This is a genomic window from Maricaulis virginensis (assembly GCF_027922185.1).
Taxonomy (GTDB): domain Bacteria; phylum Pseudomonadota; class Alphaproteobacteria; order Caulobacterales; family Maricaulaceae; genus Maricaulis; species Maricaulis virginensis.
In genome coordinates this window covers 105,122-121,245 of the sequence record NZ_BSFE01000007.1, presented here as the reverse complement: position 1 = coordinate 121,245, position 16,124 = coordinate 105,122, and the positions used below count along the sequence as shown (strand labels likewise).

The 16,124-nt window shown below is 66.4% G+C and carries 15 protein-coding genes; 8 read left to right on the top strand and 7 right to left on the bottom strand.

Annotated elements, in window-relative coordinates; all coding sequences use genetic code 11:
* Positions 1-42 precede the first annotated feature (42 nt).
* On the bottom strand, positions 43-810 hold the full coding sequence (ubiG, locus tag PKE71_RS12790; protein WP_271187376.1) for a bifunctional 2-polyprenyl-6-hydroxyphenol methylase/3-demethylubiquinol 3-O-methyltransferase UbiG: 768 nt from the start codon (positions 808-810) through the stop codon (positions 43-45).
* 221 nt (positions 811-1,031) lie between these two features.
* Between ubiG and PKE71_RS12785 the strand changes: the two genes are divergently transcribed.
* From PKE71_RS12785 to PKE71_RS12760, 6 genes are all read left to right on the top strand, one after another.
* On the top strand, positions 1,032-2,249 hold the full coding sequence (locus tag PKE71_RS12785; RefSeq protein WP_271187375.1) for an aspartate kinase: 1,218 nt from the start codon (positions 1,032-1,034) through the stop codon (positions 2,247-2,249).
* Positions 2,250-2,253: 4 nt separating this feature from the next.
* Positions 2,254-4,548 (top strand): phosphoenolpyruvate--protein phosphotransferase, encoded by a 2,295-nt coding sequence (gene ptsP / locus PKE71_RS12780; protein ID WP_271187374.1) that lies wholly within the window; start codon positions 2,254-2,256, stop codon positions 4,546-4,548.
* 78 nt (positions 4,549-4,626) lie between these two features.
* Complete coding sequence (locus PKE71_RS12775; protein ID WP_271187373.1) at positions 4,627-5,487, top strand: RodZ domain-containing protein; 861 nt, start codon at positions 4,627-4,629, stop codon at positions 5,485-5,487.
* A gap of 85 nt (positions 5,488-5,572) precedes the next feature.
* Complete coding sequence (ispG, locus tag PKE71_RS12770; RefSeq protein WP_309297596.1) at positions 5,573-6,718, top strand: flavodoxin-dependent (E)-4-hydroxy-3-methylbut-2-enyl-diphosphate synthase; 1,146 nt, start codon at positions 5,573-5,575, stop codon at positions 6,716-6,718.
* A gap of 120 nt (positions 6,719-6,838) precedes the next feature.
* Positions 6,839-7,189 (top strand): ArsC/Spx/MgsR family protein, encoded by a 351-nt coding sequence (locus PKE71_RS12765; protein WP_271187371.1) that lies wholly within the window; start codon positions 6,839-6,841, stop codon positions 7,187-7,189.
* The gene (locus tag PKE71_RS12760; RefSeq protein WP_271187370.1) at positions 7,186-8,286 is read left to right on the top strand and encodes a threonine aldolase family protein; all 1,101 of its coding nucleotides are present in this window, start codon (positions 7,186-7,188) and stop codon (positions 8,284-8,286) included. The genes PKE71_RS12765 and PKE71_RS12760 overlap by 4 nt, the downstream gene beginning before the upstream one ends.
* Here the strand turns inward: PKE71_RS12760 and PKE71_RS12755 are convergent.
* Positions 8,268-9,389: a PDZ domain-containing protein gene (locus PKE71_RS12755; RefSeq protein ID WP_271187369.1), complete on the bottom strand. Its 1,122-nt coding sequence runs from the start codon at positions 9,387-9,389 to the stop codon at positions 8,268-8,270. The two genes, PKE71_RS12760 and PKE71_RS12755, sit on opposite strands and share 19 nt — an antisense overlap.
* 69 nt (positions 9,390-9,458) lie before the next feature.
* On the opposite strand from PKE71_RS12755, the gene PKE71_RS12750 reads away from it, so the two are divergent.
* The gene (locus tag PKE71_RS12750) at positions 9,459-10,040 is read left to right on the top strand and encodes an LOG family protein (protein ID WP_271187368.1); all 582 of its coding nucleotides are present in this window, start codon (positions 9,459-9,461) and stop codon (positions 10,038-10,040) included.
* A gap of 315 nt (positions 10,041-10,355) precedes the next feature.
* Here the strand turns inward: PKE71_RS12750 and PKE71_RS12745 are convergent, their stop codons facing one another.
* Positions 10,356-11,858: a UbiD family decarboxylase gene (locus PKE71_RS12745; RefSeq protein WP_271187367.1), complete on the bottom strand. Its 1,503-nt coding sequence runs from the start codon at positions 11,856-11,858 to the stop codon at positions 10,356-10,358.
* A 202-nt stretch (positions 11,859-12,060) separates the two neighbouring features.
* On the opposite strand from PKE71_RS12745, the gene PKE71_RS12740 reads away from it, so the two are divergent.
* Entirely contained in the window at positions 12,061-12,495 is a 435-nt protein-coding gene (locus PKE71_RS12740; protein WP_271187366.1) for a BLUF domain-containing protein, read from the top strand.
* On the opposite strand, the gene PKE71_RS12735 is transcribed toward PKE71_RS12740, so the two are convergent.
* The 4 genes from PKE71_RS12735 to PKE71_RS12720 form a co-directional block, all read right to left on the bottom strand.
* On the bottom strand, positions 12,492-13,367 hold the full coding sequence (locus PKE71_RS12735) for an SRPBCC family protein (protein ID WP_271187365.1): 876 nt from the start codon (positions 13,365-13,367) through the stop codon (positions 12,492-12,494). The two genes, PKE71_RS12740 and PKE71_RS12735, sit on opposite strands and share 4 nt — an antisense overlap.
* On the bottom strand, positions 13,364-13,711 hold the full coding sequence (locus PKE71_RS12730; protein WP_271187364.1) for an ArsR/SmtB family transcription factor: 348 nt from the start codon (positions 13,709-13,711) through the stop codon (positions 13,364-13,366). Before PKE71_RS12730 ends, PKE71_RS12735 begins: the two co-directional genes overlap by 4 nt.
* A 92-nt stretch (positions 13,712-13,803) precedes the next feature.
* Entirely contained in the window at positions 13,804-15,186 is a 1,383-nt protein-coding gene (locus PKE71_RS12725; protein ID WP_271187363.1) for a serine hydrolase domain-containing protein, read from the bottom strand.
* A 125-nt stretch (positions 15,187-15,311) separates the two neighbouring features.
* Positions 15,312-16,088 carry an enoyl-CoA hydratase-related protein gene (locus tag PKE71_RS12720; protein WP_271187362.1) on the bottom strand — a complete coding sequence of 259 codons (777 nt, stop codon included), beginning with the start codon at positions 16,086-16,088 and terminating at the stop codon, positions 15,312-15,314.
* Positions 16,089-16,124: the final 36 nt, after the last annotated feature.

Here is a 16,124-nt window from a genome sequence, read left to right as displayed (position 1 = left end):
GAAATGAGGCCGTCAAATCACCGTCCTGCGATTTCCAAAGGCTTAATTTCGGGAGGGTTTCTGTGCAACCGCCATGTAATTGACTGCAATATCCTCACCCAGCGAAAACTGGTCGTTGAGCGGGTTGTAGAGCACACCTACCGGTTCACTCATTTCCATCCCGCCTTCGCGCAATGCGGCGCGGATTTCGGCCGGCTTGACCAGTTTGGCAAAGCGGTGCGTGCCGCGCGGCAGCCAGCCCATGATCCATTCCGCGCCGACGATCGCGAGGGCGAAGGCCTTGGGCGTGCGGTTGATCGTCGCGCAGATCATCAGACCGCCGGGTTTCACCAGCTTCGTACAGTCGACTAGGAAGGCGTGCGGATCGGCAACATGCTCCATCACTTCCAGGTTCAGAACCACGTCGAAGGGCGGCTCGCCGGCCTCCAGCAATTGCTCGGCGACGCCGTGCCGGTAGTCGATCTCCAGCCCCTGCTCTTCGGCATGAACCGAGGCCGTCTTCACATTCGCTTCGGCAGCGTCGACACCCGTCACCTGTGCGCCCAGCCGCGCCATGGGTTCGCAGACCAGCCCGCCGCCACAGCCGATATCGAGAATGCGCAGGCCTTCAAGGGGCGTCGCGCCGGACAGGCCGAAATGCTCGCAGATCGTGTCGCGGATAAAGCCCAGGCGAACCGGGTTGAACTTGTGCAGCGGCTTGAACTTGGAATCCGGATCCCACCAGTCCGCCGCCATGCGCGAGAACTTCTCGACTTCCTCCGGATCGACCGAGGGGCGGGTGAGGGTGTCGGGCGCTGTCGCCGTTGCCATCCGTGTTTCTCCTTGCAGGCGAGCGTGCCCGCGATTGCGTTCGAGCGTTGCGTGCCCGGCCGTCTGCGCTTACCTAACCGCGAGCGCGACGACATGGGCGCCGGTCTTAATATGGCCTTGCCGATGCCGCTAATCGAGCCCGGTGCGACGTTATGGGCGCACCCGCCGGCAAGTAAAAGCGCGAGGGACAGGTTGAGGGACGGGTTCGAGGAAGCGGGCGAATGACACGCGTCGTGGCAAAATTCGGCGGCACGTCGGTCGGATCGGTCGAGCGTATCCGGCATTCCGCGGGCCTCGTGGCTGACGCTGTCCGGCGGGGCGAGAGCCTGGCCGTTGTCGTGTCGGCCATGGTCGGCGAGACCGACCGTATTCTCGGTCTGGCCGGTGTGTTCGGCGCAGGGCTCGGCGACGCCGAGGCCGATGTCGCCCTGGCGGCCGGCGAACAGGTGTCGTCTGCATTGATGGCGCTTGCCCTGCGCGAGGCGGGGTTCGAGGCGCGCTCTTTCCAGGGCTGGCAATTGCCGGTTGTGACGGACGGTCCGCCCGGGGCCTCCCGGATTGCCGGCATGGATGTCTCCGCGCTGGAGGCGGCGATGCAGGCCGGGGTCATCCCTGTGCTGGCGGGTTTCCAGGGCATCACATCGCAGGGCGAGATCCGCACGCTGGGGCGCGGCGGCACCGATCTGTCCGCAGCCGCGCTGGCGGCGGCGCTGGGCGCACGGTGCGATATCTATACCGATGTCGACGGCGTCTACACGACCGATCCGCGCATCGAACCGGCGGCCCGGCGTCTGGATGCGATCAGTCATGACGAGATGCTGGAACTGGCGGCCCAGGGCGCCAAGGTGCTGCAGACACGCTCGGTCGAGTTCGCGAAATCGCGCGGTGTGCCGATGCGGGTCCTGTCCTCCTTCCTCGAAGCCGGCGAAAGCCGCGGCACGGATGTCGTCGAGACGCAGGACATCGCGGAACGCCGCATCGTGTCCGGCGTTGCCTATGCGCGGGACCAGGCGCGGATTGCTCTCCTGGGGGCGTCCAACCGCTCGGAGCTCGCCGCCCGCACATTTGCCATCCTCGCGGACGCGGAGATCGGGGTCGACATGATCGTCCAGGCACACACCCGCACGCCGGGTCGTGTGAATATCGAGTTTTCCGTCGCCCACCGCGACCTGGCCCGCGCCCAGGCGGCGCTGGAAGCCGGGCTGTCCGGCGCCGATATCTCGTCGGAGACGGGGCTGGCAAAAGTCTCTATTGTGGGCGCGGGGTTGCGCCAGCGGGCCGATATCGCGCGCTCCCTGTTTGCAGTGCTGGGCGAGCAGGGGATCAGCGTCAGGGTGCTGGCGACCTCGGAAATCAAGATTTCCGCCCTTATCGACAATGACGCCGTCGAGCGCGCCGTGCGGGCGTTGCACACGGCCTACGGACTGGAGCGGGTATAGCCGCATGGACGACCTGAAGACCCCTCCCATGCGCGATCCGCGCCGCCTGCTCAAGCGCATGCGCGAGCTCATGGCGGTGCAGGAGAACGCCCAGGCGCGCCTGGACCACCTCACCGCCATGATCGCGGAAGAGGCGGGGTGGGATGTCTGCTCGATCTATCTGTCCCGCCAGTCCAATGCGCTGGAACTGTGCGCCACCTTCGGTCTGAAGGCCGAGGCCGTGCACCATGTGCGCCTGCAGCCGGGCGAGGGCCTCGTCGGCCTGGTCGCCCGCCGGGCCCGGCCGCTCTCGACCTCGAATGCGCGGGCGCACCCGGCCTTCTCCTACAAGCCCGAGACGGGCGAAGAGCCCTTCAACACCTTTGTCGGCGTGCCGATCCTGCGCGGCGGCCGCATGGTCGGGGTGCTGACCGCCCAGACCTCCCAGGAACGCCAGGTCGCGACCGACGAGATCGAGACGCTGCAGACCGTCGCCATGGTGCTCGCCGAGATCGTCGCCTCCGGCGACATTGTCGACTCAGAGGAGATGGCCGGGCTGGATGTGCGCCAGTCCCGGCCCGAGCGTTTCCAGGGCGGCGCCTTCTCGGGCGGGATTGCGCGCGGTGTCGCCGTGCTGTTCGAGCCGCATGTCGAGTCGGCACGGCTGATTGCCGACGATCCCGGCCGCGAGGAAGAGCGGCTCGACACGGCTATTTCCTCGTTGCGGATCCAGATCGACGAGATGCTGGACAGCGGCCGCATCCCCTTCGGTGGGCCGACGCGCGACGTGCTGCAGGCCTATCGCATGTTCGCCCATGACCGCGGCTGGCTGGAACGGCTGCGTGAGGCAGTGCGGCGCGGCCTGACCGCCGAGGCGGCGGTCGAGCGCGTGCGGAACGAGAACCGGGCGCGGCTGATGAAGGCGGCGGACCCGACCTTCCGCGAGCGCCTGCACGATCTGGAAGATCTCGCCAACCGCCTGCTGCGCCACCTCAATGGCGGCGCCAAGTCCACGGCCGAACTGCCGGACAATGCGATCATCATCGCGCGCAATATCGGTCCGGCCGAACTGCTGGAGTTCGACCGCGAGAAGCTCAAGGGCATCGCGCTGGAAGAAGGTTCGGCCCAGTCACACGCCGCGATCGTCGCCAAGGCGCTCGGCATTCCGCTCGTCGGTCGCCTGGAAGGCGCGCTCGACCAGGCCGAGGATGGCGATCCGGTCATTCTGGACGGCGAGTTCGGCGTGCTACACATCCGGCCGCAGGTCGATGTCACCGAAACCTACGACGCCCGCATCCAGACCCTGTCGGAACGCCGGCTGGCCTATGCCGAGCTGCGCGGACCGGCGGTGTCGGCCGACGGCGTGCGGATCGGCCTGCACATGAATGCGGGCCTGCTGATCGAGCTGATGGCGCTGGACGAGACGGGCGCCGACGGTGTCGGCCTGTTCCGCACCGAATTCCAGTTCATGGTGGCCGAGACGCTGCCGCGCCTGTCGGCCCAGTCGGCGGTCTACAAGTCGGTGCTGGATGCGGCAGGCGAGCGGCCGGTCGTGTTCCGCACGCTCGATCTGGGCGGCGACAAGGTCGCGCCCTTTGCGCCCTCGACCAAGGAGCCCAATCCGGCGCTGGGCTGGCGGGCCATCCGCATGGGCCTCGATCGCCCCGGCCTGCTGCGCTACCAGCTGCGCGCCCTGATCCTGGCCGCGGCGGGCCGGCCCCTGAAAGTCATGTTTCCGATGATCTCGGCGCCCTGGGAAGTGCGGGCGGCGCGCGACATGCTCGACCGCGAGCTGCGTCATGCCGAACGGGCAGGCTATGTCATGCCGTCGGACGTGAAGGTCGGTATCATGCTGGAGACGCCGGGCATGGCCTGGGCGCTGGAGCATGCAATCGATGCTGTCGACTTCGTCGCCGTCGGCGCCAACGACCTGATGCAGTATTTCTTCGCGGCAGACCGGCAGAATTCGCGTGTCTCGGATCGGTACGATGTGCTCAGCCCGGCTGCTCTCGACCTTCTCAAACGGGTACGCGATATCTGCGCCGAACACGACACGCCGGTGTCCGTATGCGGCGAAATTGCCTCCAAGCCGCTGGAGGCGGCCGTGCTGATAGGCCTTGGTTACCGAAGTCTTTCCATGGCCGCACCGAACATCGGCCCGATCAAGAAACTCGTCTCCGGTCTCGACGTCGAAAAACTTGGCACCTGGCTTGCGAGCCGGCTTCAGAGCCCCGCAGACAGTCTGCGTCCGCTTCTCCTCCAGGCAGGGGAAGACGCCGGATTGCCTCGCGAGGCTGTTGAAAACGGTCGAGGGATTTGATCTTATAGAGCGGGGTTAGGGCAAAGTTACCCTTAATTGCGTTCTTGGGTGACGATCGCTCCGGGGAGAGAGCGGTAGATGGCTATTATGGGTCAAGCATCGGGTGCGGACTTTGTTCCGGTGGATGCTGTCTATGCTGACGACAGCATCGGGTATGTCCAGTTGACGGCCGGCGACCGGCTGCGCGAGGCGCGGTCGAAGATGAACCTGTCGCTCAAACAGGCTGCCGAACGCACCCGGATCCGCGCCGACTATCTTGAAGCTCTTGAAAACATGGACCCGCGCGGCCTGCCGGCCCGGGCCTATGCTGTTGGCTATCTGCGCACCTATGCCAGCTTCCTGTCGCTCGAGCCCGCCGGGCTCGTCGAACAGTTCAAGCGCGAGGTCGATACCGAGACCGGCCGGGCAGCGCCCAGTGCCGCGACCCCGACGCGCAAGCCGATCAAACTGCCGCGCGGCCTGTTCGGCGTGGTGGTCATCCTTGCCGCGCTGGCCGGTGTGGCCTGGTGGTATTCCCAGCAGGTCGGCACGGGCGGTATTCTGGGCAATCCGCCCTCGCCGCCGGATGCCGCGCCGGAATGGGCGCGTCCCGGTTTCGACGTGGCCGCGATGGCGCCCAGTCTCGACGATATCTGGACCGGACTTCCGCTCGGCAAGGCCGGAACGGCCGCCGGCACGGTGGTGATGCGCGCCCTGTCGCCGACCTGGATCGAGGTCCAGGACGCGTCCGGCCGTATCCTGTTCGCCCGCGAACTCGCCGCCGGCGAGACCTATCAGGCGCTGGAGCCGGGGCTGACCGTGTCGGCAACCGATGCAGGCGCGATCCAGCTGGAGCATGAGGGCGAGATCGTCGGCACGCTCGGCGAACTCGGTGCACCGGTCGAGAACCTGCCGGTTCTCGCCCAGTTGCAGCCCCAGGACGACGTGCAGCCGCAGTAATCTGTCGCACCCCGGTCGAAACATCGCCGCATTGACGCTATATGCGCACCGGACGGCTGTTGGACGGCCGCGAAGGGAGTGACGGATGTCGCAAGCCGGTAAGGATCCCCGCAGCGTGAGACCGTGGCGCATGATCGAGCGCCGCAAGAGCCGCACCATTCGCGTGGGCGGACTGGAAGTGGGCGGCGATGCGCCGATCACGGTCCAGACCATGACCAATACGCCGACGGCGGACGCGGCCGCGACGATCGACCAGATCCGCCGTTGCGAAGAGGCAGGCGCCGACATGGTGCGCGTCTCCTGTCCCGACGAGGACTCCACGGCGGCTTTCCGCACGATTGCCAGGGCGGCGAAAGTGCCGCTGATCGCGGACATCCATTTCCACTACAAGCGCGGCATCGAGGCTGCCGAGGCCGGGGCGGCCTGCCTGCGCATCAATCCGGGCAATATCGGTTCGATGGACCGGGTGAAGGATGTCGTCCAGGCGGCGCGCGATCATGGCTGTGCCATCCGGATCGGCGTCAATGCCGGCTCGCTGGAGCGCCACCTGCTGGAGAAATACGGCGAGCCCTGTCCCGAGGCGATGGTGGAAAGCGCGCTGGATCATGCCCGCATCCTCGAGGACCTCGATTTCCGCGATTACAAGATTTCCGTGAAGGCGTCCGACGCCTTCCTCACCGTGGCGGCCTACCAGGCGCTGTCCGAAGCGACGGATGCGCCGCTGCACCTCGGTGTGACCGAGGCCGGCGGGCTGCGCACGGGCACGGTGAAATCTGCCATCGGCATCGGCTCGCTCCTGTGGGCGGGGATCGGCGACACGATCCGCGTCTCGCTGTCGGCCGAACCGGAAGAGGAAGTGAAGGTCGGCTTCGACATTCTCAAATCGCTCGGCCTGCGCACCCGCGGCGTCAATATCATCGCCTGCCCGTCCTGCGCCCGGCAGGGTTTCGATGTCATCCGGACTGTGGAAAAGCTCGAGCAGCGGCTGGCGCATATTTCCGAGCCGATCTCGCTGTCGATCATCGGCTGCGTGGTCAACGGTCCCGGCGAGGCGTTGATGACGGACCTGGGTTTCACGGGCGGCGGAGCAGGCCGTGGCAAGATGTACGTGTCCGGGCGGCCGGATCACAATGTCTCCAACGAGGAGATGATCGATCACATCGTCGAGATGGTCGAGGCCCGCGCCGCGCAGATGCGCGCGGAGAGCATGGCGGAGACCGCTGCGGAATAAGAGGGCTGGACGGCCGGGCACTGGCTGTGGCACGGGCTTTTTTCCGGACCGTTGCCGGTTTAGTGAAATGCGCGCATGGGGAGAGTCCGGATTCGCGGATTCTCCGGTTGGGGGAAAATCATGCAGGTCAGGATCTACGGGCTGAAGAATTGCGATACTTGCCGCAAGGCGGTGAAGGAGCTGGAAGAGGCCGGCCGGGATCACGAGTTTGTCGATATCCGCGACGAGCTCGACCGGGTTCGCAAAGTACCGGCCTGGATCGATGCCGTGGGCGCCAAGAAGCTCGTGAACACCCGGTCGACGACCTGGCGGAATCTGTCGGCAGAAGACAAGCTGATCGCCGAGGATGATCCCGCCGGTTTGCTCATCACCTATCCCACGCTCATCAAGCGGCCCGTCATCGAGGCCGGCGACACCGTCATTGTGGGCTGGAGCGGCGATACGCTGGCCAGGCTCACGGCCCCGGAATGAATGCCGCGCTGAGAGCCCGCTGCGATCTCGATCTCGGCTTTCCCTTCCACACCGATGGCAGTCCGGCAGACCGGCTCGAACGCGTCGCTGCCTATATGCGATCTGCGGGCCTGAGTGCGGAAGCCTATCTGACGGGTGAGAGCGTCGCCCGGCTGGAAGCACGCATGGCGAACCTGTTCGGCAAGCCGGCGGCGGTCTGGTTTCCCTCCGGCACCATGGCCCAGGGTGTCGCGGCCCGCCTGCACTGCAAGGCTGCCGGCAATGCCCGTCTCGGCCTGCATCCGACCTCGCATCTCGCCCTGCACGAAGAAGACGGTCACATCCATCTGCACGGGCTGGAGCCGGTGAGCTGTGGCGCGTGGCCCCGTCCTCTGAGTGCGGACGACCTGCCGGCCGATGCCGGGTGTACCATCATCGAACTGCCGCAGCGCCATAATGGCGGTGTGCTGCCCGGCTGGGATACGCTGCAGGCAATCAAGGCGCGTGCGCGGGAAACCGGCCAGGCGCTGCACATGGACGGCGCGCGGATCTGGTCCCTTCCGACAGCCTGGCCCGGGCATGACCTGCCCGAAATCTGCGACGGCTTCGCCTCGGTCTACGCCTCCTTCTACAAGGATCTCGGCGCCTCGGGCGGCGCTATCCTGGCCGGCGAGGCGGACTTCGTGGACGAGGCCCGCCTGTGGCTGGCGCGCATGGGCGGACGTCTCGTCTCGGCCTGGCCGATGGTGCCCGATGCCCTGCGCGTTCTGGACACGAGGCTGCCGCAGATCCCGCTCTTCGTGGAACGGGCGCGCGGTATCGCGATGGGTGTGGGGGACCAGCCCGGCCTGTCGATCACGCCCGATCCGCCGCAGGTGAACATGATGCATGTCCGGCTGGACTGCGATATCGCGACGGCCGAAGCCGCCCGCGATGCCGCGGCCGAGGCAACGGGTGTCTGGCTCGGCAACCGGTTCTGGCATTTCGAGCACGACCCGGTGCCCGCTCTGGAGCTCTGTGTCGGCGAACGGGCTTTCCAGGCCGATATCATGCGCATTGTCGACGCTATCCGCGCCATGGGCGCCTACGTGACCGCGGCTCAGTCGACCAGCGGGTAGAGCGTCAGGCGCACGTCCATCGCTTCGCCATTGCGCAACAGGCTGAGATCGAGAATTTCGGGCGGTGTGCCGTCGATCGAACAATCACGGTCGCGCATCGTGCGGCCGTTGAAATGGGTGATGACGTCGCCTGTCAGCACACCGGCATCGAAGGCGGGGGAGTTGGCGATCACGGTGGCCACGCGCATGCCGTCGCCCTGCGGCACCAGGACCAGACCGTGTGTGATCAGCGGTTCGAAGGTGATGGGCGTGTCCGGGTCGTGACGCACCATGCGGACGCGTTCATGGCGCTGGTCGAAGGTCCACACGAAGTGCCGCATGGCCTGTCCGCCCAGAATTTCCGTTTCGGGCGTGGACTCGATCACCGGCTGGATCAGCACATTATCGCCGATCTGCGCATTTCCCGCGAGGCGCGCGGCGGAGCGGCGCTCGATTTCCGCAAAGCGGACGGCGGCGCCCGTCGCGCGCGGCGGCGCGACCGTGTCGTAGCGCTCCAGATTGCGCAGGACGATCGGGCTCAGCGCTGCGCCGCTGTCGATCAGCAGGCGTCGCGTGCGATCGGGAAAGCTGACGCGGATCCAGGGGCGGGTGTCAGGACCGTTCGCATCGAACACGGTCACGCCGTCCGGGCGGGGCAGGGCGCCGCTCTCCACCCGCATCTCGCCCAGGCCGTAATCGAGCGTCAGCAGTACGTCCTCAAAGGCGTCATATTCGAGTATGCCGTCGATCTCGCGCCCCAGGGCAATCGAGAGGTGATCCAGCTCGCGGACTCCCGCCCGCAGGCCGGTCAGGGCGACGGGCCCGGTGGTGACGCGTCCGAAATTCGCCCGCACGCCGCTGTCCAGCCGCTGCCCGGAGACGCGCTCTATACTGTCCGGATCGACATAGCTGGCCGACGCACCCGTATCGTAGAGAAACCAGAGCGTCCGGTCTTGCGCCGTCTCGCCGTCGCGCACGTCCAGCGTCACCGGCAGGAAGAAATAACCGCGGCACATCTGCGAGGGCAGGACGACCGGATCGATCGTGCGGGCGGCGGCCGGTGGTGGCGCGGCAAGCTTGCCTGCAGCCAGCAGCACGACTATCAGAGCGAACATCCGTTTCATGCTTGTCCCCCGTCACGTTTCCCGCAGGATACGACAGCTGATCTGCATGCCAAGTCGATTGGAGTTCCGATGAAATCGATCTGTGTCTATTGCGGCTCCAATCCTGGCGAGGATCCGGCCTTCGTCGACACCGCACGCGGGGTTGGCCGGACGCTCGCCGAACGCGGCATCGATGTCGTCTATGGCGGGGGACGGGTCGGTCTGATGGGCGAGCTGGCCGATGCCGCGCTGGAGGCCGGCGGCCGGGTGATCGGCATCATTCCGGAATTCCTCGCCCTCAAGGAAATCGCCCATCTCGACCTGACCGAACTGCATGTCGTCCAGTCCATGCATGCGCGCAAGGCGATGATGGTGCAGATGTCCCAGGCCTTCATCGCCCTGCCGGGCGGTATCGGCACGATGGAGGAATTGTTCGAGGTGTGGACCTGGGCCCAGCTGGGCCACCACACCCATCCGGTCGGCCTGCTCAATGCCGCGGGCTATTACGACGACCTCATCAGCTTCCTGGACCGGATGACGCACGAGCGTTTCCTGGCGGAAAATCACCGCCGCTCGCTGATGATTGCCGACCGCATCGACACGCTGCTGGCCGCGTTCGAAACCTACCACGCCCCTCCCGCCGACGTCCGGATCAAGACCGGCCAGACCTGAGTCGGGCCGCTTTCTTTTCCTGTCTCCTCCCTCTGTTTTCCCCGGCCCGCGCGCCGGGGCCCGGCTGAGCCTGCGCCTGAAACGCCGCTGGGCCCCGGAATAAATCCGGGGAAAGCGGCTCTGTGCTCTTCTTCCCCACCTTGTGGGGAAGTGGGCCCTCCATAGCCTTGGCGAAGGAGGGGTCGAAGGGGCCGGCGCGGAGCGCCGGGAGGCGGTGGAGCTTGTCTCAAACACACCGCCGCTGACGCGGCGCCCCTCCGGCTCGCCGCCTTGCGGCGATCCACCTCCCCATGAAATGGGGAGGAAAGGCTTGGATCAATCGATCCCCAGCTCGGCCCAGATCGCGTCGACCTTTGCCTTCGTGGCGTCGTCCATGTCGAGCTTTTCGCCCCATTCGCGATTGGTCTCGCCGTCCATCTTGTTGGTTGCGTCCAGGCCGATTTTCGAGCCGAGGCCGGAGACGGGCGAGGCGAAGTCGAGATAGTCGATCGGGGTGTTCTCGACGGTGACGATATCGCGGGCAGGGTCCATGCGGGTGGAGACCGCCCACATCACATCCTTCCAGTCACGCGCATCGATATCGTCGTCCACGACGATGATCCACTTGGTGTACATGAACTGGCGCAGATAGGACCAGGCGCCCATCATCACGCGCTTGGCATGGCCGGCATAGGCCTTCTTCATCGAGATCACGGCGATGCGGTAGGAGCAACCTTCCGGCGGCAGCCAGAAATCGGCGATTTCGGGGAATTGCTGCTGGATCAGCGGGATGAAGACCTCGTTCAGCGCCTCGCCCAGCACGGCGGGTTCGTCCGGCGGCCGGCCGGTATAGGTGGTCAGATAGATGGGATCCTTGCGCATGGTGATGGCTGAGATCTCGAACACCGGGAATTGCTCGACGGAGTTGTAGTAGCCGGTGTGGTCGCCATAGGGGCCTTCCGGACCGTATTCGTCCAGGAGGACGTGACCCTCCAGAACGATCTCTGCTTCGGCCGGCACTTTCAGCGGCACGGTCTTGCAGTCGACCAGTTCGGCCTTCCGGCCGCGCAATATGCCGGCGAACTGGTATTCCGACAGCGTGTCGGGCACGGGCGTGACGGCGGCGAGAATGGTGCCCGGGTCGGCACCGAGCACCACGGCGGCGGGCAGGGGTTCCGGGCGCTCCTTCTTCCAGCGCTGATAGTGCTGGGCGCCGCCGCGATGCTTCAGCCAGCGCATCAGCGTGCGCGTCTTGCCCAGCTTCTGCATGCGGTAGATGCCGAGATTGAAATCGTCCTGCTTGTCGTCGGACGGGCCCTTGGTGACGACCAGCGGCCAGGTGATCAGCGGCGCGGGCTCGCCGGGCCAGCAGGTCTGGATCGGCAGGCGGTCGAGATCGATCTGGTCCCCGGTCAGCACCACGTCCTGGCAGGGGGCCTTTTTCACGGTCTTGGGCCGCATCGACATGACGGTCTTTGCCAGGGGCAGCATGTCGAGCGCATCCTTGACGCCGCGCGGCGGTTCCGGCTGACGCAGGAAGGCGAGCAATTCGCCGACCTCGCGCAGCTCCGCACCGGTCGTGCGGGCTTCGCCACCCAGCGTGACCGCCTGAGCGACGCGTTTCACCGTGCCGAACAGATTGACGAGGCAGGGCATCTCGCTCTTCTCGCCTTTTTCATTGACCACATTCTCGAACAGCAGGGCCGGGCCGCCGGCATGCAGGGTGCGGCGGTGGATCTCCGTCATTTCGCGATCCGTCGAGACGGGCGTGGTGATGCGCACGAGGTCGCCCCCGGCTTCCAGCTGGTCGATGAAGTCGCGCAGGGATTTGTAGGCCATGCGGGTCTCGCTCCGGTGATATCGAATGACCGAAACTGCAACTTCACGGGCGAAAGTCCAGCGTCTGCTACGTCGCACCTGCAGGCGAACCGTGCTCGAGGGCATTTGAGTCAAGTTCGACTCGAATTTTGCGACACGTCTTGAGTCTTGCTTCAGACGCGGCTGCTAGAGCCCGCGGCCCGCTGGATGGAAGGGTGTCCGCATGCTGCACAGAATGGTTCTTGTTGCCCGCGCCCGGGTCCATCTCGGCGAGGGTGCGCTCAATGGCGATCTGGGACTGATGCTGGCGGCGCATATGAAGGCGAGCGTGGAGCGGGAGATGACCGGCGGGCTGGTCTGGCTCGACGGCTGGTTTCTGGACGTGCTGGAAGGCGATCGCGAGGCCCTGCGCAGCTTCTTCCTGGCGATCGCGGCCGATCCGCGGATATCGGACCTGCGCAGCGAGGAATTCCTGCCGATAGCCCGCCGTCAGTATGCGCGCTGGTCCGTCGCCCGGGGCGATGCGGCGATCTATGATACCTCCGCACTGCGGGCTTTGCGTGAAGGACATGCCAGCGCGGCGCAGGCGAGCGAGCTTGTCGCCCAGTGCCTGCGCAGCGCCACGCTCGCCGAATCGCCGCCGCTGGTTGCGGCCTAGCCGTTGGCCGCAGCCGCCTCGCCGACGGTGCGGATTTGCTGCAGGAACCAGCGCCAGCCCCAGGGATAGTCGGAGATGTCGGCGGTGCGCGTGAAACCGTCATGGACCAGATCGACCCGTGTTCCGTCTCCGTCCTCGCTGAGCAGCCAGGTCACGCGCTGATGGGGAACGTCCGGATCGCCGCGCCAGTCCCGCCACTCCATCACCAGGCGCTCCGGTTCGGCGATCTCGAGCAATTGCATCGGCGGCACGACGACCTCCCGGCCGTTTTCCTCGTAGCGCCATCCGAAATCGAGCGTGCCGGCCGCAAGATCGATCACCGCCGCCTTGGTCAGCCACTGGTCGAGCAGGGCCGGGTCTGTCAGCGTACGCCAGACCGCCGCGCGCGGGGCATCGACATGGATGGAGAGTCTGACCTGCGGATGCGGGTCGGCGAAGTCGGGAAGCGTGACGGGCTGGCCGGACAGATGCGTGCCCAGGGCGCCCAGATGCATGCGCCAGAGATCGTCGACCAGCTCCCGGGCCCGTCCGATGGCGGGGCTGTCGGCCAGCACGTGCCGTGCCGTGACTGCCGTGCCGTCATCCTTCGGTGCCAGGCTCAGCGTGACGCGGCCGGCCTGGCCTTCCAGCGGCCAGTCGAAGGCAATCTCCCGATCCGGCTCGAAAGTGTGCAGGCGTGTCTGGATACCCGGATGAGCCGGGGTGCCGTAGGTGTGACGTCCCCAGAAGCTGAAGCCGCCGCCGGGGCGCGCATCGATCGCCACGCCCTCGGCAAACCAGACCGTCAGGTCGGCCGGGTCGGTCAGCGCCCGGAAGACGCGATCGGGCGGTGCGGCGATGGTGTGGGTGTAGCTGACATCGAGTGCAGTCATGAGCCGGTCTCCTCGTCCGGTAGCGATTCCGCGATCTGTTTGAGTCCCGTCAGGCGCGCGGACCAGTAGAGCCGGTAGGGCGCGATCCAGCGGTCGATCGCCGCCAGGCCCGCCGGGTCGAGCGCATAGATCCGGGCGCGTGACTCCCGGCGCTCGCGCACCAGGCCGGCGCGTTTGAGCACACCGACATGGCGGGCAATGGCCGGCCGGCTGACGGGGAAGTTTTCGGCAATGGCCCCGGCCTGCATCTCGCCCTGGCGGAGCAGGTCGAGAATCGCCCGTCGCGTCGGGTCGGCGATGGCGTGAAAGCCGGGATGATCTGTCTGGACTTTATCCGTAACCATACTGTTACGAATAAAGCGTGACGCGATTCAAGGCAAGCCCGATCCTTCCCGGCGCCGGGGCGCCGGGTTCGCAAAGGCGGTCATCGGATGTGTCAGCCTGGAGTGCCGATGTGCGGGGCAGGGCGGTCGCGCAGGGCGGCGGCGACACCGGCCGCGAGTTCGCCGGCGCCGGAGGAGACCCGGTTGGTCGCGCCGAAGCGGACAATGACCAGATCCTGTTGCGGCATGATATAGGCCAGCTGGGACTGGAAGCCGCGCATCATGAAGGTGCCGTCCGGCAGGTTTTCATGATCTTCCGGCAGCCAGAACCCCATGCCGTAGGCGCCGTCCGAGCCTTCCGTCGGCAGGCGGACCAGATCGACCCAGTCCTCGGGCAGGAGGCGTTGCCCGTCGACGATCCCGTCTTCGGCATACAGCTGCGCCAGCCGGGCCCAGTCATGCGCCGTGGCATACATGTAGGACGAGCCCTGAAACGTCCCGCTCTCATCCGGCTCCAGTATGGCGGAGCGGATGCCCAATGGTTCGAACAGGCGGGCGCGCAGCTCGGTGACCTGCTCGGGCAGGGTGTCGCCGAGTTGCTGCTGCATGGCGTGCGTCGCGAGGATCGTATTGCCGCTCATATACTGCCAGTGCTCGCCCGGCCCGTAGAGCCGCTCGCGCGTGGCGGCGAAGTGCGGCATGTCGGACCGGGTCATCAGCATCCGCGAGTTGGGGTCCCAGCCGTCATTGCACTCGGCAATGGCCAGCCCGCCGGCCATGCGCAGCAGGTCCTCGATGGTGATGTCGGTCAGGCTGTCGTCGACGGCGGCGAGCGCGGGAACCTCGCCCTCAGCCTCGATATCGATCAGCCCGTCCTGCTGCAGCACGCCGGCCAGCGTGGCCATCGTGCTCTTGGTCATCGACCAGCCGTGAAAGCGTGTCTCGCGGCTGGCGCCGGGCGCATAGCGTTCCGCGACCAGACGGCCCTGGTGCAGGACGGCGACGCCCAGCGTGTTGCGCGGATCGGTGTCCGGATCGCCGAAGGCACCGTCGACCGAGGCTTGCAGTGCGGTCACGTTGAAGTGCGTGTCGCGATGCTCCGTGTCGAGTTCGAGCGGTTCGAAGGGGGCAGCGAGCGGGACTTCCAGGTCCGGATCGAAATCGCCGCGGCCATGGACCAGCGTACAGCCCAGACCCTCGCGATAGACGGCATGCTGGCGCCAGAACAGGCCGAACACGCCGGAGCGGACCTCGCGGGCCTCGGTGTCGATATCGTAGTGGATCAGGCTGCCGGCCCCGCCGAGCAGCGGGTCGATATAGATCGACTTGGCCAGATCGGTGTCGAGGCCGGATACGAAGGTCAGCGAGCAGGTCTGCTTGGCGACGAGCCCGGTCCCCGACGGCAGATAGCTGCGCCCGAGCGGCGACAGGTTGAGGGCGAGAAGCCCGCCCGCAACCACAATGGCTGCTGTACCGAGAAGAATACGCTTGGCCATGACGTTCCCCGTGATTCCGGTGGAAATCTAGAGCACTTTCAGCAAAAGTGGGCACCGGTTTTGCGGTTCGAAAATGCGACCGCTCAAAAAGCCGCGCCAGGCGCCTTGTGCGAGTCCGGGGTGCCTCAGCCCAGCTTGTCGAAATCCGGGGCACGGCGTTCCATGAAGGCGGCGGCGGCCTCGGCAAATTCCGGCGAGCGCAATTGTGCGGCGAACTGCCGGCCCTCCAGCGCGATCCGGTCGGTCAGCGGCCCCGGCGCGCGCCGCATCAGGGCCTTGGCCTTGGCCAGCGCGTCCGGTGCCTTGGCGGCGAGAATGCGGGCGGCGTTGCGCACGGTTTCCATCAGCGCGTCCGGCGTCGTGACGGCGCCGACGAGGCCGGTCTGGGCGGCCCGTTCGGCACTCCAGGTCGCGCCCAGCAGCAGGAGTTCAGCGGCCACGACATGGCCGAAAGCGCGAGGCATGGTCTGGCTGGAGCCGTATTCCGGCGCCAGGGCCAGATCGACGAAGGGCGTCTTGAAGCTGGACCGGTCCGAGCAATAGACGAGGTCGCAATGCATCAGGAGGGTGACGCCGATACCGATGGCGAGCCCGTCGACGGCCGCGATCACCGGCTTTTTCGCATTGAGCAGCGCTTGCATGAAATGCTGCACCGGGGACACCTCGTTTCCGTCCATCGCCGGCGGCTGTTCCATGAAGTCGACGATGTCATTGCCAGCGGTGAAGATGCCGCCTTCGCCGGTCAGGATGATGACCCGCACGGCGGGATCCCGGTCGCCATCCTCGATGGCTTCGGCGGCAGCGGAATACATGGCCCGCGTCAGCGCGTTCTTCTTGTCGGGGCGGTTGAAGGAAATCGTGCGGATACGCTCCGCGGTATCGACCAGAACCTGTTCGCTCACACGAGCCTCCCATGGATCGTTTTTCAGATGTGTTGC

Coding starts and splice junctions, on each gene's coding strand:
- ispG (WP_309297596.1), top strand. CDS start 5,573: ATGTCGCAAGCCGGTAAGGATCCCCGCAGCGTGAGACCGTGGCGCATG.
- PKE71_RS12735 (WP_271187365.1), bottom strand. CDS start 13,367: ATGACTGCACTCGATGTCAGCTACACCCACACCATCGCCGCACCGCCC.
- PKE71_RS12730 (WP_271187364.1), bottom strand. CDS start 13,711: ATGGTTACGGATAAAGTCCAGACAGATCATCCCGGCTTTCACGCCATC.
- PKE71_RS12765 (WP_271187371.1), top strand. CDS start 6,839: ATGCAGGTCAGGATCTACGGGCTGAAGAATTGCGATACTTGCCGCAAG.
- PKE71_RS12750 (WP_271187368.1), top strand. CDS start 9,459: ATGAAATCGATCTGTGTCTATTGCGGCTCCAATCCTGGCGAGGATCCG.
- PKE71_RS12775 (WP_271187373.1), top strand. CDS start 4,627: ATGGCTATTATGGGTCAAGCATCGGGTGCGGACTTTGTTCCGGTGGAT.
- PKE71_RS12755 (WP_271187369.1), bottom strand. CDS start 9,389: ATGAAACGGATGTTCGCTCTGATAGTCGTGCTGCTGGCTGCAGGCAAG.
- ubiG (WP_271187376.1), bottom strand. CDS start 810: ATGGCAACGGCGACAGCGCCCGACACCCTCACCCGCCCCTCGGTCGAT.
- PKE71_RS12725 (WP_271187363.1), bottom strand. CDS start 15,186: ATGGCCAAGCGTATTCTTCTCGGTACAGCAGCCATTGTGGTTGCGGGC.
- PKE71_RS12740 (WP_271187366.1), top strand. CDS start 12,061: ATGCTGCACAGAATGGTTCTTGTTGCCCGCGCCCGGGTCCATCTCGGC.
- PKE71_RS12745 (WP_271187367.1), bottom strand. CDS start 11,858: ATGGCCTACAAATCCCTGCGCGACTTCATCGACCAGCTGGAAGCCGGG.
- PKE71_RS12760 (WP_271187370.1), top strand. CDS start 7,186: ATGAATGCCGCGCTGAGAGCCCGCTGCGATCTCGATCTCGGCTTTCCC.
- PKE71_RS12785 (WP_271187375.1), top strand. CDS start 1,032: ATGACACGCGTCGTGGCAAAATTCGGCGGCACGTCGGTCGGATCGGTC.
- ptsP (WP_271187374.1), top strand. CDS start 2,254: ATGGACGACCTGAAGACCCCTCCCATGCGCGATCCGCGCCGCCTGCTC.